Consider the following 20,700-nt stretch of genomic DNA (forward strand, 5'->3'; position numbering starts at 1 on the left):
TTGAATCGGACGCTTTGCAAGTTTGATTTAGTGTAGAATCAAGTTCGCATACTGGTCCATGGCGATTTTTAGGACGCCGTGTCCTTGTTTTCCGAACCCTGAAAATTTCGCTTGTGTTTCAACAGACCTGACTCAGAAATCAGTGCAGCACGACCAGTATTTGATATTTATAGAATCATTAAAATAAATACAGGAGTCATGACCTCATGCTGATTGATCTCGCTCAGTTGCGCACGTTCGTTGGAGTCGCAGAGGAAGAGCATCTCACCCGCGCTGCAGAGCGACTGCATATGAGTCAGTCTGCCGCGAGCGCACACGTGCGCGCCATAGAAGAAAATCTGGATATCGAGCTGTTCATACGAACCAATCGAAGTCTGAAACTGACCAGCGCGGGCGAGCTTCTGCTTGGTCGGGCTCGTGATTTGTTGAATGACGCGAACGCATTTAACGCGTTTGCCCGCGAACTGCGCGGCAAAATGGAAGGCAAGCTCGTCGTCAGCTCCAGCAGCGATCCAAGTGTCAGCCGTGTCGCACAAATCGTAGCCGCCATGCATCGCCTGCATCCGCTAGTGCAAATTGATCTGCGCGCCAGGCAGTCCGCTGGCACGCGCCAGGAACTCAAAACTGGCGAACTGGACGTGGGAGTTATGCTGGGCCCTTCTCTGGACCCAAGCCTGATCCATTACGAACTGACAAAAATCAGCTTTCGGATTGTGGGACCGGTCGAATGGAAGGAACAGATTCAGAGTGCGGACTGGAAAACGCTTGCCGCCATGCCCTGGATCACGCCCATGGATAGTAGCAGAGCCTATTCCGACATGCTTGCCGGGCTTTTTGAAACGCGCGGGCTGAAACTGAATACGGCCGTTCGCTTTGACAACTCTTCCCTGGCCCGCTCCATGCTGCTTTCCGGTATGGGCCTCATGCTGATGCGCGAGGAACACGCGCTTGAAGATGAAGCTGAAGGTATTCTTACCATTTCACCGCTGGGCACTACAGAACTTCCCCTGTTTATTGCGCATCAGGCCAGCCGTAAAAAGGACCCGTTGATTGTCGGGTTTATGGAAGCAGCAAGGCAGGTCTGGCCGGGTCTGAAACCTTCAGTGGTGTAGCGTAGTCACGCCTTCAGCATGGAGGCTGTTCGTTCACTGGACGGGCTGCACGATCGCGGCAATGTCGCGACCGATGTCATTTGATTGCTCAATATCAAGAATCAGAGCGAGTAATTTTTTCAGACTGGTCTCGTCCATTGCATTACGCCCTTGGTTCAGGTACTTCTCCTGAAGTGCCGAATCGCTGAGCGACATTTCCGCCTGATCTTCCTTGCTTGCACGCAGCACCTGCTGTTGCTGTTCTGCGTGCTTTATCGTGATGACACAGTCGGTAACCTCCAGCATATCATCAGCCACCAGCGCTATTTTCTGTCTCATCGCCCGTATCTCGGGGTCATCGATCTGCTTTTGCTGCAAACCATCAATACCCAATGGCAGACCCAGAATTGACAATGCAATCCAGTGTTGGGCACTCACAATCGCAGCAAACATATCCTTAGGTTGCGGATCATCCACCAGTGTTTTTGTTTTGGAGCTCACCTGCACCTGAACCTCCTGTACTTGATTATTGGTCATAGTCGGCAACGCTGCGCGGCTCAGAACATTCAACAATGGATGAATTACCACCCCACACGGATACGGTTTATAGGACACACGTTCAATTTCAAAATCCGTACCCAGGCTGGCGAAAGCCGCTCGCCAGTCGGCACCCGGCGCATAAGCGGCAATCAATCCGCGCTTGCCGCTTATCACGTCGGCGGTGCAGGTGAATCCCGCCTGTGCAAGCAATGCCGCATGCAAACCGTCCCTGGCGGCGAATGCAGGCACGACCATTCCTGACATGGCACCATGTGTCGCCCGCAGACCCGCAGCTTGTGTCGCAGCCAGGCCAATGGCCCACCCTGTCACGGCACGATTCGCACGCAGCACCATGGCGCCCGCCGCTGCTGCGCCTACCGGCCCTGTAATTCCCGTCAAATAGAGGCCAAAGTTGGGTTTCGGTGCATAGCGCGTTAAGGCATTAGCCAATTTGCACGACACTTCCAGCCCTGCCGTCAATGCGGTCAGAAAATCTTTTCCTGAAATTTTGTGACCATTGTGCGCAAGCGCCAGCAATGCAGAAGCGACCGGCCCGGTTGGATGGGTAATCGTCGGGACGTGAGTATCGTCAAAGGCATAGACGGCAGAACTCAGACAAGTCAAAAATGCTGCATCTGTTGCAGATGTCAGTGTCTGCATACCGTATACCGGCGTCATTCCGGCCGCCACTGTCTGCGCGGCAAGACCCACCGGATCGGACCGAGCGGCACCCAATGTACAGCCAAACCAGTTAATCAATGCTCGCTTGCTTTCATGTGTGATTGCCGCGGGAAGCTCTTCAAAGCGTCTCTGCCCAATTCCATCCAACACCATGTCGGTTGCAGTCGCTCGCTCATCTGAATTCAGATATTTAGTTTTATCCGATTCTGACCGCATGTTGTTGATTTTGGAGGTTTGCGCACCAGCGGAATGGGCAACGGAGAAAGGGAGCGCAGCGGCACTCAGTAATAAACTTCTGCGGTTGATTTTCATGTATGTCCTTTGGATAGAATCAATTGCGTCTCTGTTTTTCACAAATGACGCTTATCTGTCATCACAGCTCGAACAAGCTCGTCGCGACTTTGCGTTACCCGGGAGTTTCTGGTGTGCTTGCTGCTTCCTATCGCATCTGCCAGTTGCTGGCATTCTCGGTGCCCGCTTTTCAGAATCCGTCGAGGTTCTGAATATGCTGCTTGTGATTTATGCGGTCAATTTCGGGAAAACCATCATGTGCCATACATACTGCAGTTCAGCAATTGAAATACTCTTCTCAAGTGCCTGAAATAACAGGATAAAAAAATGACCGTTCTCGCGAGAAAACGATTGTACGGATTATCGGGACACGGAGAGCACAAAAGGCGCATGGACGGCAACGCTTTAGGTTTTTAGAATCAGTTCGTTGTTTCCCACTGAGCCGTCCACTTTATCTCGAGTCCACCTCTCAAGCCACCACTGTGAAAAATCAACAAACTAAAAGTATCTTGCGTAACCGTGTCCTGTAATTGAAATATTCGAAAAGTATGTGACTAAATTTACTAAAAGAATTAAAGGAGACTATACATGTCCAGATTGATCAATACAGATTTTTGGTGCCGCTGCCTGAGCACTATGATTTTGGCGACGCTAACCGTATTGGCAGGAACATCGTCAGTTCAGGCCAAATGGCCAATGGATAAACCCATGACGCTGATAGTGGGATGGCCTCCCGGTTCAAGCTTTGATGTGGTTGCACGAATTATCGCAAATGGCATTCATAAAAAATATGGCAATACCGTGGTTGTAGAAAACCGTAGCGGCGCGTCAGGCAATATTGCGCAAAGCCATGTAGCTCGCTCCAAACCTGATGGATACACATTCATCGTTACTACACCTGGACCCGCCGCTAACAACATACTGACGTTTAAGTCGCTCCCATACGACCCACTGACCGACTTTACTTTTATATCTGTCACCAATAAAGATCCGTCTGTTCTGGTAGTGCGCAACAATTTGCCGGTAAACAATCTCAAAGAGTTTATTCAGTATGCAAAAGCCAACCCGGGAAAGGTACAAATGGGCAGTCCGGGCACCGGATCATATTCGCATATGACCCAACTGGCGTTACAGGACATGGCAAAAGTCGAGTTCAATATTGTTCCTTACCGGGGCCCGCCGCAAGTACTCCAGGATCTTTTGGGTGAACGGCTTGATGCCGGGATGGGATTGGTAGGCAATTACATGCCTCAAATCAAATCAGGAAAACTGAAAGTTCTGGTGGTGTTCAGTGAACATCGAGACCAAAAATTGCCCGACATACCCACAGCCATCGAGGAGGGATATGCTTTCTCTTCTCAGCCATGGACCGGAATAGAAGGTCCTAAAGCGCTTCCGGAAAATATCGTGAAAGACATGAACCAGACGCTCAGGGAAATTTTGTCAAATAAAGCGGTAATAGAGAAATTAGCTGCGCTTGGCATGACTGCCGCCCCATCAACGCCTGAGGAATTTGAAGCACTGGTGAAGGCAGAGGTAGATAAATGGCGTCCCATCGTTAACAAATACAAGATATCGGCAGATTAATACGAATCCATTTGCAGACGGCGTTCTACTACGGGTCTGCAAATGCGCGAGCGTAAATCTGAACATTCTAACCAGGAGAAGATTACATGACCGACAGCCCATTACGCGTAAAAGGACGTGAAATGCGTCGTAAACTTGTTGGGAAAGCCTATGCGGACAGACTGGACAAAGAAGTTTACGATGATCCTGTCATGGAAAAATTTGGTGAACTGACACAGGAAATGCTCTTTGGCACGCTATGGTCTCGACCGGGCATTGATTTGAAAACCCGTACTCTTGTATGCGTCGTGTCCGATACTGCCACCGGGAGATTTCCCGAGTTGAAAGTGCACATACGGTTTGCACGTAATCACGGCTGGACAGAAGATGAATTGGTGGAAGTGCTTTTGCATCTGCTTGGCTATCTCGGCGCGCCGCTCGTTCGCGAAGCTCTCATCGCAGCCCGGGAAGTTTTCGCGGAACTGCATGCTGAATCAGGTGACACGCCGAAGTGAATCTGGCAGTACAAAGGGGCACACTGTCATGCGACACATCGAGTTTTTTCTGCAATAACAGTAAACCTTACCGGATGGAATGAACGACATCCGGATGGTACGCTTTCACAGTGGCAATGTTCTTTTTCTGTTTCAGGTATTTCACAACCAAATCTTGTAGGGACTGGGACTGGCCGGCATTCGCGCCAGTGTTATTGCCATTACCACCCGAAGAATCTAACGGTTCTTTCGCGGCCTCCGACTTTTCTTTCCTTTCCTCTACCCGATCATTGGCCGCCAGGTCCATCTCGCTTTCAAGCGACCGCTGTGTTTGCGACTCAAATTTCACCGATACGCCCCATGTGACCACCTTATAAAAACCATCCGACTCCAGGGGTTTATCCTCAATCATTACATTCGTAATACGCCGACCTTTCGCTTGCCGCGGATCAATTCCATATGTCACCCCCCCGGTTCTCAGCATATCTCTTTCGGTGCGCTTGTAGGCGTCAACGTTGAAACAGTCATCAGCCGCCTCTTCGAGCAATTTCAAAATATCGTCGCCACGCAGCAGTCCGTATGTAATATTCTCTTCGCCCAGCGCAGTCTGGTTAATGACATCCTCCCGGGTCAAGGTTGTGCCGGCCGGTACGGTGGCGCCCCAGCGGTATCCTGGGAACAGCGCCACCTGCGAGCCGGTTTCCTGCAACATGGCCTGCAGCAACACCTCGTCCCAAGTGCCGTTAAACATGCCTCGTCGATACAGCAAATTTTCAGAAACCGCTAATTTTTCCGCCAGCTTATCCTTCGAAGCCAAATAGGCCTGGTCAATCAGTGCGGCAACACGTCGGTCCGGCTTTACAAAGCTTTCCACCACTGGCAGCAAGTTATAGCGGAAATCTGTCATTCCCTTTTTTCCGACCTTCATATCCAACACCGCCAGAAAACGGCCCTGCGCACCGGCATTGGTGACCAGTGTTTTGCCTGCTTTGTTCGAAACTGAAATGGGTTCCGGAAGCGGCGTGACAGAGCGGCCGCCAAGAATCACGTCGATACCGGTAATGCGTGAAGCCAGTTTCAAATCAGCCTCGACACCCGCGCGCGACAATAGCAAGACGGCGCGCGCTCCCTTTTGTCGAACCTCGTTGACGATCTGTTGCAAACCGGCAGCATCCAGTTTGGCAACAAAGTCAGACCCGGGTGTCGATACAGGATCCGAGACTGGGTCAGGCTTGGAGCCCGAATCGGACTCAGATTTCAACTCCGATGCAGACTCCAGTGCAACCACGCTGTGCTCTTGCACTTGATTCGATAATTCATTATGCGCAACCTGGCCAATCACAGCAACAGAAACACCATTCATCTGCGTCAGCGTATAAGGTGCAAACGGGGCCTTGCCGGCATCCTTGTCGACTAAATTATGGGCGATATACTCAACGTCGTGCACAGGCTCAACCTCTTTCACAGGTATGCCCGTTGGCAGTGCAGCGTTGATGCCCAAGGCAGCGATGATCGGATCCGAGACATCTGCACTGGCCCATGGTGCCGACGAATGGAGTCGGCCATTGCCACCATCCAGGAGCCAGGCATCCTTGCGGGACTGTCGAACAATCCCGATCAGCGACATCAGATACGCTGCGCCACCCAGCTTGCCATAATCGCTTGCGGATGCTTCATAATCGACATTGCTGAAAGCATAGGCCTGAGCCGAACCGATCATCAGGTTGTAATATTGCAGCAAAGCGTCGCCGGTCACATACGGAGGGCGATCCCTGCCCTTGCCGCCGCCCAACTGCAAATCGGGTTCCCGATAATAAAGCGACTTCCATTGCGCCTGCAGGTCGCTGATATGCAGAATACTGACATTACCAAACGCCGGCAAGTCATAGAACTGCTCCATGCCCTGCTGGGCGCGTAGCGCGGTCGGTGCAAGGGCACTGTATCCGGCCATGGCCATGAACTGAAGAAATTTCCTTCTGCCTGTCATGTCATCTCCCCGCGTTGCCTGCCTCAAATCGTCTGTAAATGCCGCCTGGCCAGCACTGGACCGGTTCGCCTGCTTTATTTGGGACGCGTGGTCGCGATACTTGGGCGCACCGAAAATTTGTCATACCAGGCCTTGAGCGCCGGAAAGCGCTTCTGCCAGTTAAAGTCAGGCAGACGGAAGTCCAGATAGTCAAAGGCGCAAGCCAGCGTAATCGTGACAATATCTATTCTGTCTTCCAGTGTCGCGGCCTTATCTTCAAAGTACTGCAGTCCAGTGGTGATTTTGTCGGTTTGTCCGTCTATCCACTCGTTCCATTGCAAGGCCTCGGGGCGGGCCAGCAACTCGTAGCGCACCAGCAATGAGGCTGCGATCACTCCGTCAGCCGCGGCGTGATCTGTCAGCACAGACCAGCGTGTATGTTCATCTCCAAACAATTTGCCACCGAACTTGTCATTCAGATATTCACAAATGACCTTGCTATCGAACAAAACCTGTTCGTCATCGGTCATGAATGTAGGTACCTGACCCAGCGGATTGAATGGAATAATTGTCCTGTCACGGGATACGGGACTGGCCGCTGCCGGCAGGCGCTCAATGCGATCTACGATTCCCAGTTCTTCGGCAACGATCATGGTTTTGCGCACGAAGGGCGAGGCCGCTGAGTAGAATATTTTCATTGATTTGTCTCCTTGTTGATTAAAAAACTTAGGTAAAAGATACGGCAACTGTCATTGAAGCATGATAATCGTCACTGCCCGGTCGCCGCAGCAGGCAATTTATCGTTCAACATACGTGATTTGACATAGCGGTCAGTCACTGTGGCCGCGCCTGCCAGGATGGCCAGAATACCGCCCAGCACACAGGTACCCGCCCACCCTCCATACGTCCATGCGACGGTTCCCAGCGTTGAGCCCGACGCTCCGCCGATAAAATAACTGGTCATATAAACGGCATTCAGTCGTGATCTTGCCTGCGGCGACAGTGCAAATATCACGGTCTGATTATTGATATGAATACCCTGTAGCGCCATATCGATGACCAGCATGCCAGCGATAAACCACCATAGATTATCGTGCCCCAACCATAGCAACACCCAGCTGACCAGCAGCAGTATGACGCTGACCGAAGTTACGGTGTCGCCCAGTCCGCGGTCGGCCAGTCGGCCGCCCAAAGACGCCATCAATGCACCCATGACACCGGCAAGGCCGACCAGGCCAATGGCGACATCGCTAAGCCCATGTGCGGGCCCGGCCAACAACAGCGCCATGGTTGAAAACAGCGCACTGACCGAAGCAAACCCCAGCCCGCCCATCAACGCCCGCGTGCGCAGGCGCGGCTGCTCACGCAACAACGTGAAAAGTGAAGCAAGAATATACGCATACCCCGCCGTGTGCGGATTCTTTGAGGCCGGCAACTTGCGCCACAACAATAGTGCAATGGCAAGCATGATGACGCCTGAGACCAGATAAACGGTCGACCATCCGCCAATGCCCGACAATAACCCTGCCACGCTACGAGCCAGTAAAATACCGGTAAGCAATCCACTCATGACCATGCCAACCGCCCGCCCACTGCGGGACGGCGCAGACAGAATCGCCGCCATCGGCACCAGCACCTGCGCCGCAACTGAAAACAGGCCCGCCATGCCTACGCCGGTAAACAGCATCGCGCTGTTGACGGCAAAACCACTGATAAATTGTCCGATGGCGGCCAATGTCATTAACCCTACCGCCAGCTTTCTGCGTTCAAATTTGTCGCCCAGCGGCACAATGAACAGTAGTCCCAGCGCATAGCTGACCTGCGCCACCGTGACCGTCATTGCCGCCTGTGTTTCTGAGATGCCCAGGCCGACTGATATCGAATGAAGCAGCGGCTGATTAAAATAGTTTCCACCTGCGCAAAGCCCGCAAGCAATCGCCATCAATAGGAGGATCGGAGTTGAAAGATAGGAAGGCTGTGGCGTTTTGTCAGACATGGGGAATCACATATTAAATACTATATATTTATACAGTATAATTTACCAAGCGGGGGCATTCCCCGGGCAGTGTGAATATTAAACCACAGCCAGCATAGGCTGTCGCACCCTTGTGCTTCATCCGCTGTATTGCTGCGATGCCCCATATGCCCCGCGATATCATTTAGATTTGTTTTCGAACTGTTACTGACATGAGCAATCATTCTCTCTTCGCACCTGACGCTTTGCCCAATCCAGCCCTGTCTGCCGCTGATCAGCAATTGGGGGAAGGCGCGTGGGTATTGCGGGAATATGCAAGTGCTCATGTCGATCCGATACTTGAAGCGCTTGGCCAAATTCGCCGGCACTCTCCATTTCGACACATGATTACGCCCGGCGGCTACACGATGTCGGTCGGCCTGACCTGCTGCGGCCTGGTCGGATGGACCGCCGATCGCAAGGGCTATCGGTATGCGGACATTGACCCTGAAACCGGCCAGCCATGGCCACCCATGCCAGATGTTTTTCTGGCACTCGCTCAGGCTGCCGCCCGCCGATGTGGTTACGACGGTTTCGAACCCGACTCCTGTCTGATCAATCGATATGTGCCTGGTGCCCGGCTCAGCCTGCACCAGGACAAAGATGAAACCGATTTTTCTGCGCCCATCGTGTCAGTTTCGCTTGGCATGCCCGCTCTGTTTCAGTTTGGCGGACACAAACGCAGCGACCGTCCCGAGAAAATTCCGCTCTTTCATGGCGATGTGGTTGTCTGGGGCGGCCCAGACCGTCTGCGCTACCACGGCGTACTGCCGCTCAAAGACAACCCCCACCCCCTGCTCGGCTCGAATCGCATCAACCTGACCTTTCGCAAAACGCGCTAAAACAGTTAACGCATTCAAAACCCCACGGCAGCATCACTGCCCCGGATAATCAGGTGCGTCAGTCTACCGTCGCACCTGAATCGGTAACCGCCTTGCCCCACTTTTTCACTTCCGCTTTAATGAACGCATCGGCCTGCTCCGTGGTTTGCGGCATGGGCACCGCGCCACGGTCTGAAATAAAGGCAGACAGTTTCGGACCTTTCAGTGCCTTGACAATTTCAGTGTTCAGTTTTTCAACGATATCGGCTGGCGTGTTTTTCGGTACGAATACGGCCGCCCAGCCAATGGCCTCGAACCCAGGAACCGTTTCGCCAACGGTCGGCACATCGGGCAAGGCCTCCAGGCGTTTGCTGGTTGTCACCCCCAGAGGAACAGCCTTTTTATCTTTGATGTAAGGCAGGGCCGCTGTGACCGAATCGACCATCAATGGAACCTGGTTTCCGATAAAATCCGTTTGGGCCGGGCCGCTGCCTTTGTAAGGGATATGCCGCAGCTTGATACCCGTGCCAGCCTGGAACATTTCCGCGGACAAATGCTGGGTTCCGCCAATCCCCGCGCTGGCGTAGGCCAGTGATTCAGGTTCTGCTTTCGATTTATCTACGACATCTTGCAGGGATCGTATTTGCGTCTTGGGATTGGCAAGGAATATCAGAGGCACGGCAAACACGCCCGATACGGCTTTCAGGTCTTTCTCCAGACCGTAGCCCGGGTTTTTATAAAGAGTCTGGTTAACTGCTGCCGCACTGCCACCAACGACAATCGTGTAGCCATCCGGTTTGGCTCGTACCGCCTGTTGCATGCCGATATTGCTGCCCGCCCCTGCTTTGTTTTCTGTAATCACAGGCTGCCCGACCGCCTTGCCCAACTCATCGGCCAGCGCACGCGCAAACGTATCGGTCGCCTGTCCCGGTGGAAAAGGGATGATCATGGTAATGGGCTTTTCCGGATATGCCGCCAGCACGCTACCCGATGTCATGGCCATCATGATGGCCAATAGGCTGTATTTCAATTTTGTCTCCCGGTCGGTAAAAAAATATGCCGATATCATATATGCATTGCAGGCCGGGATATAGAATGTGTACCGTTGCAACGAAAGATTTTATGTCAACTGTGGTGCACAGCGTGCCTCTGCAAAAGTATGCAGAGGCACGCTTGGGACAAATCAAAGTACTTAATTACCGCCCTTGATGCCCGCCGCATCGATCACTTTTTTCCAGCGAACCAGTTCCTCACCCGTATAGGTTCCCAATTGTTGCGCGTTCATATATTCGGCGGTGGCACCAAGCGTCTCAGCCTTCTTTTTATATTCCGGCGTAGCCATAATCTTTGCGATTGCAGTATTGAGCCGGTTCACAACGTCTTCTGGCAATCCTTTGGGTCCATACATGGCAAACCAGGACGACACCAGCAAATCGGGGTAGCCCGCAGCACTGGCGGTCGGCACTTCAGGCAGCGAAGGCAACGGGTCCTTGCTGGTGACAACCAATGCCTTGAGCGCGCCCGACTTAATATGCGGCAGCAACGGTGGCGGTGTGGTGATAGTCATATCCACGACACCCGCCAGCAAATCGGTCAGCGCAGGTCCCGTTCCCTTATACGGAACATGCGTGGTCTTGATGCCGGCCATCTGGTTCAATTGTTCCGTTGCGACATGCTGCAGCGCGCCCGTGCCTGAGGAGGCGTAGTTGAGCTTGCCCGGATTATCCTTGGCATATTGCACCAATTCTTTCAGGCTGTTGACCGGCAAATCCTTTTTGACGACCAGTACCTGCGGTGCGGACAATACATTTGCGATTGGCGTAAAGTCCTTGACCGGATCCCAGCTGACTTTTTCAATGCTCGGCGTAATTACCTGATAGCCTGAATACTGCAGCAACAGGTTGTATCCGTCGGGTTTCGAGCGCAGAACCTGTTGGGCGGCAATGCCACCCGAGGCGCCGGGCTTGTTTTCCACCACCACCGGCTGACCCAGCTCCTTGCTGAGAGGATCCGCAATCATGCGGGCGGCAAGATCAGTGGTTCCACCGGGCGCAGCCGACACGATCAAAGAAATGGGTCGTTGCGGATATGCCGACTCCTGGGCCATTGCCTGCGTGGCAGTTGCCGCAGCGATGGCCAGCGTTAGCAGCGGTAATTGGATATAGCTACGTTTCATAAAAGTCTCCGTTGTTGTCTGTAATTTGCTCGATCACTGCGAATGCTGCAATTGCTGCACATATTCAGGCACCGGGTGCAGCGACATGCGGGTCCCCGCTGCCAGCGTCTGACTGTTGACGTCATGACCGATCAGCGGCGCCAGCGTACGACTGATTGCCAGAATGGCGGCCAAATCCACCCCTGTGTCATAGCCCATCAATTCGAGCATATGCACCAGGTCTTCGGTCGTCACGTTGCCCGAGGCGCCGGGCGCATAGGGGCATCCGCCCAATCCGCCCAGCGAGCTGTCGAACCGCTCTACACCAGCCTGCAGCGCTGTCACGGTATTGGCCAGCGCCATGCCGCGTGTGTTGTGAAAATGAGCGGTGATCTGCAAGCCGGAAAAGCGCTCGATCACAGTTGAAAACAGACTGCCCACTTGTGTCGGATAGGCCATACCGGTGGTATCGCATAGCGTGACGCCGTTGACGCCCAATTGCGCAAACCGGTCGATCCAGCCCAGCACGTCAGATTGTTCTATGTCCCCCTGCATCGGACAGCCGAACACGGTTGATAAGGACACGTTAATGGCCGTATCTGTGTTCCTGACTTCCTCAATCACAGCGGCCAGCTGTTCAAAGGAGCGCTCGCGGCTCATGCGAAGATTCGAAAGATTATGCGTTTCGCTGACTGACATGACCAGATTGATTTCATCCACACCGCAGGACATGGCCCGTTCTGCTCCTCGCATATTGGGCACCAGCACCGTGTAGACCACATCCGGGTTTCTGTGAAGACGATGCATCACCGCTTCTGCATCCTTCAATGCCGGGATGGCCCGCGGAGACGTGAAGGAAGTGACTTCGATTTTCGCGTAGCCGCACAGGCTCAACTGATCGACAAATGCAATTTTGTCTTCCGTATCGATAAAACGCGCTTCATTCTGAAAACCATCCCTGGGCGCTACTTCCTGAATAAACAGTTTCTTCATGTCGTTCTCCTGACGCCCTTGCGTCGATCCGTATAGTCTGTACGTCAGATGATGCCGCGCGCACGCCATTGCTCACGCGTGGCTGCATCAATGCCGAGCCGGTCCAGGATGTCCTGTGTATCCTGGCCAAGCAGCGGTGCGCGGCGTCGCACATCGCCCGGCGTCGCGCTCAGTTTGGGCAGCACACCCGGCAGCGTCACCGGCGTGCCGTCTTCAAGCTCTCCATCTATCAGCATCTGACGAGCCTGGTAATGCGGATCCTGGGCAATATCGGCGGCATCATAAATCCGGCCGCCGGGAATACGGTGTTCGTGCAATTGGCTAAGCACCTCGTCCAGCGTATGCTGCGCCGTCCATTGTCCGATCACGCCGTCGATATAATCGGCCTGAGCGGCGCGACCATCGTTGTGTGCCAAAGCGGGATCATTGCCGATATCGTCACGGCCGATCAATGCCATCAGACGCTTGAATATGCTGTCGCCATTGCCGGCAACCAGCGCATATTTGCCGTCAGCGCACCGGTACGCGTTGCTGGGAGTAATACCGGGCAGACTGCTTCCCGCAGGCTGACGTACGTGTCCAAAAACGGAGTATTCGGCAAGAGTACTTTCCATCATATTGAAGACAGATTCGTACAAGGCCACGTCGATCACCTGGCCCTTGCCGTTGAATTGATCCCGATGACGCAAGGCCAGCAATACGCCGATCACGCCATGCAATGCAGACAGCGAGTCGCCAATTGAGATGCCGACACGCACTGGTGGCCTGTCGGGCTCCCCGCTCAAATGGCGCAGCCCCCCCATAGCCTCACCCACGACGCCAAAACCCGGCAAATCCTTATAAGGACCGGTCTGTCCATAGCCCGACACTCGCAGCATGATCAAGCGCGGATTGATTTTGCGAAGATCCTCGAACCCCAAATTCCATTTTTCCAGCGTACCGGGGCGAAAGTTTTCGACAATGACATCCACATCAGCCACCAGTTGGCGGATGACGTCCTGCCCTTCCCGCTCATGCAAATTGAGTGTGACCGACTTTTTATTGCGCGATTGCGAGGCCCACCATACCGAGGTGCCTTCGTGCAGCATGCGCCACTTGCGCAGGGGATCGCCCGTGCCGGGCGGCTCGATCTTGATGACCTCCGCGCCGAACTCGCCCAACATTTTGGTGGCAAAGGGGCCGGCAATCAGTTGCCCGAGTTCCAGGACCTTGATTCCATCCAGCGGTTTTGACATGGCGTGACCTGTATATGTATTTCAGTGCCACCATCATGACCGTAATTTGATTATTTGAAAATTGCTAATTTTCTGACAACCCTTTCCTGATTTTCAAGGCTGACAGATATTCGAACACATATTCGGGTCGCAGACCGGCACTGCATATGTTCGCCGCTTATCGTTCGGCGGAGGACCAAACCCTTATTTGACCTGAGCGTGAGCCTGTTTCAGAAAATCGAGCAATCGCTGTGCGTCCGGCTTGAGCCCGGCGGCGTTGCGAACACCCACATAAAGCGTGCGCTGCCCCCATTCGTCTTCCAATGGCAAGGCGTGCAGGCCTTTACCGATAATTTCAGAGCGCACCGCTTCCAGGGGCAATAGCCCCACCCCCAAGCCCGCTTCAATCATCCTGCAGATCGCGTCAAAGCTGCTGACCTGAACACGCAGTCGCAGCGTTTTTCCGGCAGCCAGCGCGGCGTCCTGCATCCTCACTTGCAACGAGCTGCCATCGGACAAACCCACAAAGTCATTGTCCAGCACCTGGGCAAATCGAATGCGCCTGCGCTTGCCCAGAGGATGACCGCGCGGTACCAGCACCACCAGTTGGTCATGACGATAGAAATATTTTTCAACCAGGCCGCTTGGGATATTGTCGGCAAAGATACCAATATCGATCCGTTCCTGCGTGAGCGCCGTAATAATCTCGTGGCTCAGCTTTTCGTCAAGGCTCAATCTGATCGCCGGATGCGCACGGGAAAACGCCGCCAGATCGCCTGGCAGAAACTGAATCACAGATGACGTATTTGCCCAAATTCGCACCTGGCCGCGCAGCCCGGCAGAATAGGCATTCATATCCGATGTCAGGCGTGAAACAGCAGCAATGACCAATTGTGCATGTTCCACCAGCGCGTGGCCCGCAGGCGTCAGTTCCAGCCCGCGTGCGCGTCGGATGAACAGCTCACACCCGATCTGCTTTTCCAGTTCGGAAATACGCTTGCTCAACGCCGACAGCGTCATATGAGCATGATCGGCCGCACGGGTCAGATTCAGCGCACGCGCTGCCAACAGAAAAAGGCGGAGGGTCTGGGGGTCGAAACGCGACAGATTAACCGGTTCAGAAATCATGAGACACAATCCAGTCCAAGGGCCACTTTTTTATCGAGCAGCTTTCGACTATGCTCATCGGCCGGAACGTAGACCAGCAGCCGATCGCCAGCCACCGGCATGCTCCACCAGTTGGTCTGCAATACTTCAAGCGTCCCCAGGCCGGCATATTTATAGCGAACAATATGATCGACCGTCGCACACACTTGATTGCGATTCCAGAGATCAGCAAATTGTGCGGAACATCCAAGCAGGCGCTCAAGCGTGCGTTCCCATGCCGGATTCCCCAGGTGCGCCGCCATTTGAGCTCGCAGTCGTGCCGCCATATGTGCAATGATCTGCTCCTGGTCATGCAACACCGCCCTGACCCGGTCGTCGGTCAGCGTCAGATAAATACAATTGCGATCCTGGATCGCGACCTGGTTCAGGTCGCGATCAATCATGCAGCAAAAGGCGTGATTAAACGCAGTGATATCGAAACGCTCACTTTGCAGGACAGCCGGCAGCGGATGCAAATGGTCCAGGATAGTCTGTACCGCATCCGGCATCATACGGCAAATTTTCCCTGTCACTTCCGATGCCGGACTGGCCAGACCGGCCAATGTGAACAAATAACGGGTTTCCGTATCGGAGCACTGTAGTGCCGACGCAACAGCCTGCAGTACTCTGGACGACACCCGAATGGGTCTTCCCTGCTCCAGCTTGGTATACCAGGTGATGCCGATGTCAGCCAGTTGTGCCACTTCTTCCCGGCGCAACCCCGGCGTTCGTATTCGACCATAGCGAGGCAATCCCAAGCGAACCGGGTCCAGGCATTCGCGGCGATTACGCAAAAATGCACCCAGTTCCTGCGCCCTGTCTTCCCTGTCGTCAACAGGTTCTTTCGGGGGTTCGCCTGCGCGAGGCGTTATAAATGCGGATATGCCCTCTGTCATTTTCATTTTTTCATCCTGATCATGAACCTTTTCTACACCAGCCTGACACTTTTTATACCAGTCTAAACAGGCTCTGGTACCCGTTTAAAAGAATCTTCATAATACCGCATTGATCACTTTTCTCCAGGGTTTTTCCATGGCTGATACAACCCATGACAACGCTCAAATGAGTCGCGCCGGACTAGCAGTCCTGCTTGCCGGTATGTTTCTCCCGCAGATTGATTTTTCCATTATCAATGTGGCGCTGGATTCCGTTGCCCGTTCGCTGCACGCAAGCGAATATGAACTTGAACTGATGGTGGCCTTGTATGGTGTCGCCTTCGCCGTCGTGCTGGCCATGGGCGGCAGGCTGGGCGATATATACGGACGCAGGCGTCTGTTCAATATCGGCGTGCTGCTCTTTGGCATCGCCTCGTTGCTTTGCGGTATAGCGCCTGCCATATACTTTTTGCTGCTGGCCCGCACCCTGCAGGGCATCGCCGCCGCACTCATGGTTCCACAGATTCTGGCAACCATTCACGTCTGCCTGAAAGGGCACGCGCATTCGCGCGCTATTGGTCTGTATAGTTCGATTGGCGGCCTGTCTTTTATTATTGGCCAGGTGCTGGGAGGGTTTCTCGTTCATGCAAATATTGCCGGATCGCAGTGGCGCAGCATCTTTTTGATCAATCTTCCTGTCTGCGCGGCTGTGCTGTTGCTGTCACCCCGTTTCATTCCCGAAACGCGGCGCTCGAACCCGGCCGGAATCGACTGGCCTGGAACAATTTTGCTGGCTTTGCTGATTATCAGCATTCTGGTGCCCGTTGCCGTGGGCCCTTCTGTCGGATGGTCGTGGCCCTGGCTGCTTGCGATGGCCGCAGCGCTGCCGCTTGCAGTGGCACTTTGGAAAACAGAAGTCAATCAGGCAAAACGAGGTACGCTTCCCCTGCTGCCCCCATCCCTGACGCGGCTGCCAACGGTGCGTTTCGGTTTTTTCATGGCCATCCTGTTTTTTTCTTGCTGGAGCGGTTTCATGTTCGTTCTGGCGCTGACACTGCAGGCAGGCGCGGGCCTCACCCCGTTACAATCGGGTAATTCTTTTATTGCGCTGGGCGTCGCGTTTTTTGTTGGTTCGCTGCTGAGCACGCGCACGGTTGCACGAATCGGGTTGCTTCCAACGCTGATCCTGGGCTGCGCCATGGTTATACCGGGTCTGCTGTGTCTGCTTTGGATCTTGCGGGTGGTCTGGCCCGCTCCGGACCTGCTATCGCTGACCATTCCTTCCTTTCTGATCGGTATCGGACAGGCCTTTATTGTCGGTGCATTCTACCGGATCGGTATGTCGCAAATTCCTGCTGAACAGGCAGGCGCCGGCAGCGCCATGCTGTCGACTATACAGCAAGCCTCCATGGGATTCGGCCCGACCCTTTTGGGTGCCGTATTCTCGCAGGCACTGCTTCACGGACATGATTATCAACACGCGCTGGGCGCCAGCCTGCAGCTCGAAATGGTGCTGATCGCGATTCTGCTGGTTGCTGCAACAGGCTATTATTTCCGCACACGCAACCAGTCGCGTCTGGCTGTTCAGGGCAACAGCTGAATGTCGGAACCGGCGCTCGCCAGGAAGGTGCTTGACGAGCGCGTATTGCCCCAGGCCCGCACGCGCCGGAAACGACAGTGTCATTTGTGATATTGGCAACACTTTGAAGCGGAACACGGCAGCGGCGGCGCCATGCGCTGGCATTAACAGAGTAAATCCTCTACCATAGGAATCAGGGCTTTCCCCAGTATCATTTGCCGGAACGCTGCGCCCCAGCCCGGCCGCCGTTTTTCCGGAAACACATGAATCAGCCGACCGCATCCGTCTCCAGCCCCCTGCCTGGAATTATTTCACTGCTTGTTGCGATGTCGGTTCTGTCCATGCTGGACGCCACCGGCAAATGGCTGATGTCCGTGGGCGTTCCGTTGCTCTTGCTGTGCTGGGTCCGGTACTCGGTACACCTCATATTGATCACGTCGCTTGTCATACCAGCCAAAGGCTGGCAGATCCTGAAAACGAAAAAACCCGTAGAACAATTGCTGCGCGGTGTGTTCATGCTGACCTCGACCATGGTCTTTTTCACCACCTTGCGTTATTTGCCGCAAGCGCAAGCGACCGCAATCAACTTTATCGCCCCGCTTATTCTTCTGGCCGTCGCGCCCTGGATTCTGAAGGAAAAAGCCATGTTGTCGCGGTGGATTGCCGCGATTGTGGGATTTCTTGGCATTCTGGTTGTTATCCGTCCATCGGGTGGCCTTGACCCGATCGGCGTCATGTTCGGCCTGTCCAATGCCGTGATTTTTTCCTTGCAGTTTATCGCCAACAGGCGCCTGGCCGGCGACAACCCGCTGACTACCGTGATCTGGAGCGGCTTTTTCGGCACTGCTGTCCTGACGGGCTACACACTGTTTACCCTGGACGAAGTCGTGTCAGTCATGGCAACGCTGGATCTCAAACAATGGCTGCTGCTTCTGTCTACCGGTATCACGGGCGGCATGGGCCACTTGCTGCAGATTCAGGCCTACCGCCACGCACCTGCTTCGCTGCTGTCGCCCTTCGTTTATCTGCAGATCATCAGCGCCACGGTTCTGGGATGGCTGATCTGGAATCAGTTTCCCGACGCAATTACGTGGCTGGGCATCGGCATTATTTGCGCCAGCGGTATCGGCATCACCCTGTACGAGCTGCGTGCCCGGCCAGTGCCCGTCGCTGCCTAGTGCTGTCGTACGCCACGTACTTCATTCACCACGAATAGGGATCAATTTCCTCATCGGAATCCATTTCTGAATAGGATTCAATGCCGGGAAGGTCATTGAATTTTTTTCGAATCAGAACATATTCCTGCAATGACATCCGTGAAAAAACCACGTATACCTCGTCATATTCTTCGTCTTCGCCCGGCTGCACGATGAATTGCTTGACCCGGTTGGCGCTCACGCCCAGCGCTTGGTTGAACGACCCCAGGGTCAATTTCCCCCGCTTGACCTTGATCGTGACATGACGCCGACGGTGATAGGCAATGAAACGTTTTTCCAATGGTTTGACGCCCGCCAGAATAAGCAGAATGATCAAGGTGGCGGCAATAGATGGCGTATACAGTCCGCCTCCCACCGCCAGACCGATACCAGCCACAGACCACACGCTGGCAGCGGTGGTCAGGCCGCGGATAACCTGCCCGCGCGCCAGAATGGCGCCTGCACCCAGAAAACCGATCCCTGAAACAACCTGGGCGGCCACCCGGGATGGGTCCAGGGTCACATGGTCGCCCAAGGTGTCGGTAAACCCATAGATGGAGACGATCATCATGAGGCTCGAACCCACACACACCAGCATATGCGTGCGCAAACCTGCCGCCCAGGACAGTCGCTCCCGCTCAAAGCCGATCAGGCTTCCCAACGCCGCTGACATGACCAGCCTTCCCACCAGTTCCATTTCTGACGCCATTGTCGGTTTCCTCGTTTTTCGTTGTACAAACAACCAGTGTGGCAATCGGCTTCGTCGTCTATCACAGACGTAATATCGACTTTGTCGGCAACCATGCTGATCATATTGGCAACGCGGGTTTTGTTATATTTCAATTGCAGTATAGCAGGGACCTGCCGCAGCACCATTTCACGCCCTGCCCCCCCCGCCAATGCCATCATCCAGATGACCAGAACCTGAATGCAATACAGGGTAAAACCCACGCTAAAGCCGGACAAACCCCAGCGTGAAAATAGTCAGGGTCTGTGTTCGCAAGACGTATGCTATATTTTGCTCTTTCCGATCAACTTCCGCATCTCAATTTATGAAAGCAGAATCCGTACTCGATACCATCGGCCATACCCCACATATTCGTTTTTCCCGCTTGTTCCCCGGCACGCAAGAAGTCTGGATCAAGGCAGAACGCGCCAATCCGGGCGGTTCTCTGAAGGATCGCGCTGCGCTGGCCATGATTGAAGCAGCCGAACAATCGGGCGCACTCAAGCCTGGTGCGACCATTATTGAACCCACCTCCGGCAATACCGGCGTGGGTCTGGCCATGGTCGCTGCAGTCAAGGGTTATAAGCTTATTCTGGTTATGCCGGAGAGCATGAGTATCGAACGTCGCCGTCTGATGACAGCCTACGGCGCCTCGTTCGACCTTACGCCCAAAGAAAAGGGAATGAAAGGCGCCATCGCGCGGGCCATTGAGCTTGCAGAGCAAACCCCCGGGGCCTGGATTCCCCAGCAATTTGACAATCCGGCCAACCCACAAGTGCATGCCGAGCGCACTGCCCAGGAAATCATCGACGATTTTCCCGAAGGACTGGATTATCTGATTACCGCAGTCGGCACTGGCGGCCATATTACCGGCATTGCCCGCAGCCTGAAAAAAACGTGGCCGAATATCAAGGTGCTGGCCGTCGAACCAAGTGCCTCGGCGGTGATCGCGGGCGGCGAGCCAGGCCCTCATGCGCTTCAGGGGATCGGCGCCGGATTCATTCCCACCAATCTGGACGTGGCCATGCTCGACGGCACTATTTCGGTAGAAGTTCCGGAGTCGCTGGACTATGCTCGCCAGGCGGCGACAAAAGAAGGCCTGCTGGTAGGCATCAGCAGCGGCGCGACGCTGGCTGCGATAGCGAAAAAACTTCCGGAGCTGCCTGCCAACGCCAAAGTACTGGGTATCAATTACGATACCGGTGAGCGGTACCTGTCCGTCAAGGACTTTCTGCCTGAATAAGCAATTCGCTACGAACAGGCACAACTGCCCTGTTGTCCGGCTCATATTTCAATCGTCCGACACCAGGAGGAACGGGCCTGTTGCCGGACCCCACCACCATGCAGCGCC

General features: G+C 54.2%; 19 protein-coding genes. 7 read left to right on the plus strand and 12 right to left on the minus strand.

What is annotated here, in order from left to right; translation table 11 throughout:
* Positions 1-206 precede the first annotated feature (206 nt).
* On the plus strand, positions 207-1,112 hold the full coding sequence (locus W822_RS38980) for a LysR family transcriptional regulator (protein ID WP_024006145.1): 906 nt from the start codon (positions 207-209) through the stop codon (positions 1,110-1,112).
* A 33-nt stretch (positions 1,113-1,145) separates the two neighbouring features.
* Here the strand turns inward: W822_RS38980 and W822_RS38985 are convergent, their stop codons facing one another.
* Entirely contained in the window at positions 1,146-2,624 is a 1,479-nt protein-coding gene (locus W822_RS38985) for an MmgE/PrpD family protein (RefSeq protein ID WP_024006146.1), read from the minus strand.
* A gap of 567 nt (positions 2,625-3,191) precedes the next feature.
* Here W822_RS38985 and W822_RS38990 point away from each other — a divergent pair.
* Together W822_RS38990 and W822_RS38995 are read left to right on the plus strand one after the other, a co-directional pair.
* Positions 3,192-4,190 (plus strand): Bug family tripartite tricarboxylate transporter substrate binding protein, encoded by a 999-nt coding sequence (locus tag W822_RS38990; protein ID WP_024006147.1) that lies wholly within the window; start codon positions 3,192-3,194, stop codon positions 4,188-4,190.
* 86 nt (positions 4,191-4,276) lie between these two features.
* Positions 4,277-4,684: a carboxymuconolactone decarboxylase family protein gene (locus W822_RS38995; RefSeq protein WP_024006148.1), complete on the plus strand. Its 408-nt coding sequence runs from the start codon at positions 4,277-4,279 to the stop codon at positions 4,682-4,684.
* Between the two features lie 67 nt (positions 4,685-4,751).
* On the opposite strand, the gene W822_RS39000 is transcribed toward W822_RS38995, so the two are convergent.
* From W822_RS39000 to W822_RS39010, 3 genes are all read right to left on the minus strand, one after another.
* Positions 4,752-6,650, minus strand: a complete 1,899-nt coding sequence (locus W822_RS39000; protein WP_024006149.1) for a bifunctional metallophosphatase/5'-nucleotidase — start codon at positions 6,648-6,650, stop codon at positions 4,752-4,754.
* Positions 6,651-6,724: 74 nt separating this feature from the next.
* On the minus strand, positions 6,725-7,327 hold the full coding sequence (locus W822_RS39005; RefSeq protein ID WP_024006150.1) for a glutathione S-transferase: 603 nt from the start codon (positions 7,325-7,327) through the stop codon (positions 6,725-6,727).
* 71 nt (positions 7,328-7,398) lie between these two features.
* A complete protein-coding gene (locus tag W822_RS39010; RefSeq protein ID WP_024006151.1) occupies positions 7,399-8,625 on the minus strand; it encodes an MFS transporter in 1,227 nt (408 codons plus the stop codon).
* A 191-nt stretch (positions 8,626-8,816) separates the two neighbouring features.
* On the opposite strand from W822_RS39010, the gene alkB reads away from it, so the two are divergent.
* Positions 8,817-9,485, plus strand: coding sequence for a DNA oxidative demethylase AlkB (gene alkB / locus W822_RS39015; RefSeq protein WP_024006152.1), 669 nt, complete (start codon positions 8,817-8,819; stop codon positions 9,483-9,485).
* Positions 9,486-9,543: 58 nt separating this feature from the next.
* Here alkB and W822_RS39020 read toward each other — a convergent pair whose 3' ends face one another.
* From W822_RS39020 to W822_RS39045, 6 genes are all read right to left on the minus strand, one after another.
* Complete coding sequence (locus tag W822_RS39020; RefSeq protein ID WP_024006153.1) at positions 9,544-10,533, minus strand: Bug family tripartite tricarboxylate transporter substrate binding protein; 990 nt, start codon at positions 10,531-10,533, stop codon at positions 9,544-9,546.
* Positions 10,534-10,656: 123 nt separating this feature from the next.
* Positions 10,657-11,640, minus strand: coding sequence for a Bug family tripartite tricarboxylate transporter substrate binding protein (locus tag W822_RS39025; RefSeq protein WP_024006154.1), 984 nt, complete (start codon positions 11,638-11,640; stop codon positions 10,657-10,659).
* Between the two features lie 33 nt (positions 11,641-11,673).
* The gene (locus W822_RS39030) at positions 11,674-12,612 is read right to left on the minus strand and encodes a hydroxymethylglutaryl-CoA lyase (RefSeq protein WP_024006155.1); all 939 of its coding nucleotides are present in this window, start codon (positions 12,610-12,612) and stop codon (positions 11,674-11,676) included.
* A 44-nt stretch (positions 12,613-12,656) separates the two neighbouring features.
* Positions 12,657-13,847, minus strand: coding sequence for a CaiB/BaiF CoA transferase family protein (locus W822_RS39035; RefSeq protein ID WP_024006156.1), 1,191 nt, complete (start codon positions 13,845-13,847; stop codon positions 12,657-12,659).
* Between the two features lie 183 nt (positions 13,848-14,030).
* Positions 14,031-14,954 carry a LysR family transcriptional regulator gene (locus W822_RS39040; RefSeq protein ID WP_024006157.1) on the minus strand — a complete coding sequence of 308 codons (924 nt, stop codon included), beginning with the start codon at positions 14,952-14,954 and terminating at the stop codon, positions 14,031-14,033.
* Positions 14,951-15,874, minus strand: a complete 924-nt coding sequence (locus W822_RS39045; RefSeq protein WP_024006158.1) for a helix-turn-helix transcriptional regulator — start codon at positions 15,872-15,874, stop codon at positions 14,951-14,953. The genes W822_RS39040 and W822_RS39045 overlap by 4 nt, the downstream gene beginning before the upstream one ends.
* Positions 15,875-16,004: 130 nt before the next feature.
* Between W822_RS39045 and W822_RS0123840 the strand changes: the two genes are divergently transcribed.
* Entirely contained in the window at positions 16,005-17,447 is a 1,443-nt protein-coding gene (locus W822_RS0123840; RefSeq protein ID WP_031243108.1) for an MFS transporter, read from the plus strand.
* A gap of 242 nt (positions 17,448-17,689) precedes the next feature.
* Entirely contained in the window at positions 17,690-18,604 is a 915-nt protein-coding gene (locus tag W822_RS39050; protein WP_024006159.1) for a DMT family transporter, read from the plus strand.
* Positions 18,605-18,629: 25 nt separating this feature from the next.
* On the opposite strand, the gene W822_RS39055 is transcribed toward W822_RS39050, so the two are convergent.
* Positions 18,630-19,331, minus strand: coding sequence for an MgtC/SapB family protein (locus W822_RS39055; protein ID WP_024006160.1), 702 nt, complete (start codon positions 19,329-19,331; stop codon positions 18,630-18,632).
* Entirely contained in the window at positions 19,271-19,573 is a 303-nt protein-coding gene (locus W822_RS46530; protein WP_172642802.1) for a hypothetical protein, read from the minus strand. The genes W822_RS39055 and W822_RS46530 overlap by 61 nt, the downstream gene beginning before the upstream one ends.
* Positions 19,574-19,674: 101 nt before the next feature.
* Here W822_RS46530 and cysK point away from each other — a divergent pair, with 101 nt between their 5' ends.
* Positions 19,675-20,592 carry a cysteine synthase A gene (cysK, locus tag W822_RS39060; RefSeq protein WP_024006161.1) on the plus strand — a complete coding sequence of 306 codons (918 nt, stop codon included), beginning with the start codon at positions 19,675-19,677 and terminating at the stop codon, positions 20,590-20,592.
* The last annotated feature ends 108 nt before the right edge of the window (positions 20,593-20,700 follow it).

It is taken from the genome of Advenella kashmirensis W13003 (assembly GCF_000506985.1).
Lineage (GTDB): Bacteria > Pseudomonadota > Gammaproteobacteria > Burkholderiales > Burkholderiaceae_B > Advenella > Advenella kashmirensis_A.

Coding starts and splice junctions, on each gene's coding strand:
- W822_RS39045 (WP_024006158.1), bottom strand. CDS start 15,874: ATGAAAATGACAGAGGGCATATCCGCATTTATAACGCCTCGCGCAGGC.
- W822_RS38980 (WP_024006145.1), top strand. CDS start 207: ATGCTGATTGATCTCGCTCAGTTGCGCACGTTCGTTGGAGTCGCAGAG.
- W822_RS39035 (WP_024006156.1), bottom strand. CDS start 13,847: ATGTCAAAACCGCTGGATGGAATCAAGGTCCTGGAACTCGGGCAACTG.
- W822_RS39005 (WP_024006150.1), bottom strand. CDS start 7,327: ATGAAAATATTCTACTCAGCGGCCTCGCCCTTCGTGCGCAAAACCATG.
- W822_RS39055 (WP_024006160.1), bottom strand. CDS start 19,331: ATGGCGTCAGAAATGGAACTGGTGGGAAGGCTGGTCATGTCAGCGGCG.
- W822_RS39030 (WP_024006155.1), bottom strand. CDS start 12,612: ATGAAGAAACTGTTTATTCAGGAAGTAGCGCCCAGGGATGGTTTTCAG.
- alkB (WP_024006152.1), top strand. CDS start 8,817: ATGAGCAATCATTCTCTCTTCGCACCTGACGCTTTGCCCAATCCAGCC.
- W822_RS39025 (WP_024006154.1), bottom strand. CDS start 11,640: ATGAAACGTAGCTATATCCAATTACCGCTGCTAACGCTGGCCATCGCT.
- cysK (WP_024006161.1), top strand. CDS start 19,675: ATGAAAGCAGAATCCGTACTCGATACCATCGGCCATACCCCACATATT.
- W822_RS38985 (WP_024006146.1), bottom strand. CDS start 2,624: ATGAAAATCAACCGCAGAAGTTTATTACTGAGTGCCGCTGCGCTCCCT.
- W822_RS38995 (WP_024006148.1), top strand. CDS start 4,277: ATGACCGACAGCCCATTACGCGTAAAAGGACGTGAAATGCGTCGTAAA.
- W822_RS38990 (WP_024006147.1), top strand. CDS start 3,192: ATGTCCAGATTGATCAATACAGATTTTTGGTGCCGCTGCCTGAGCACT.
- W822_RS39020 (WP_024006153.1), bottom strand. CDS start 10,533: ATGATATCGGCATATTTTTTTACCGACCGGGAGACAAAATTGAAATAC.
- W822_RS0123840 (WP_031243108.1), top strand. CDS start 16,005: ATGGCTGATACAACCCATGACAACGCTCAAATGAGTCGCGCCGGACTA.
- W822_RS39050 (WP_024006159.1), top strand. CDS start 17,690: ATGAATCAGCCGACCGCATCCGTCTCCAGCCCCCTGCCTGGAATTATT.
- W822_RS39040 (WP_024006157.1), bottom strand. CDS start 14,954: ATGATTTCTGAACCGGTTAATCTGTCGCGTTTCGACCCCCAGACCCTC.
- W822_RS39000 (WP_024006149.1), bottom strand. CDS start 6,650: ATGACAGGCAGAAGGAAATTTCTTCAGTTCATGGCCATGGCCGGATAC.
- W822_RS39010 (WP_024006151.1), bottom strand. CDS start 8,625: ATGTCTGACAAAACGCCACAGCCTTCCTATCTTTCAACTCCGATCCTC.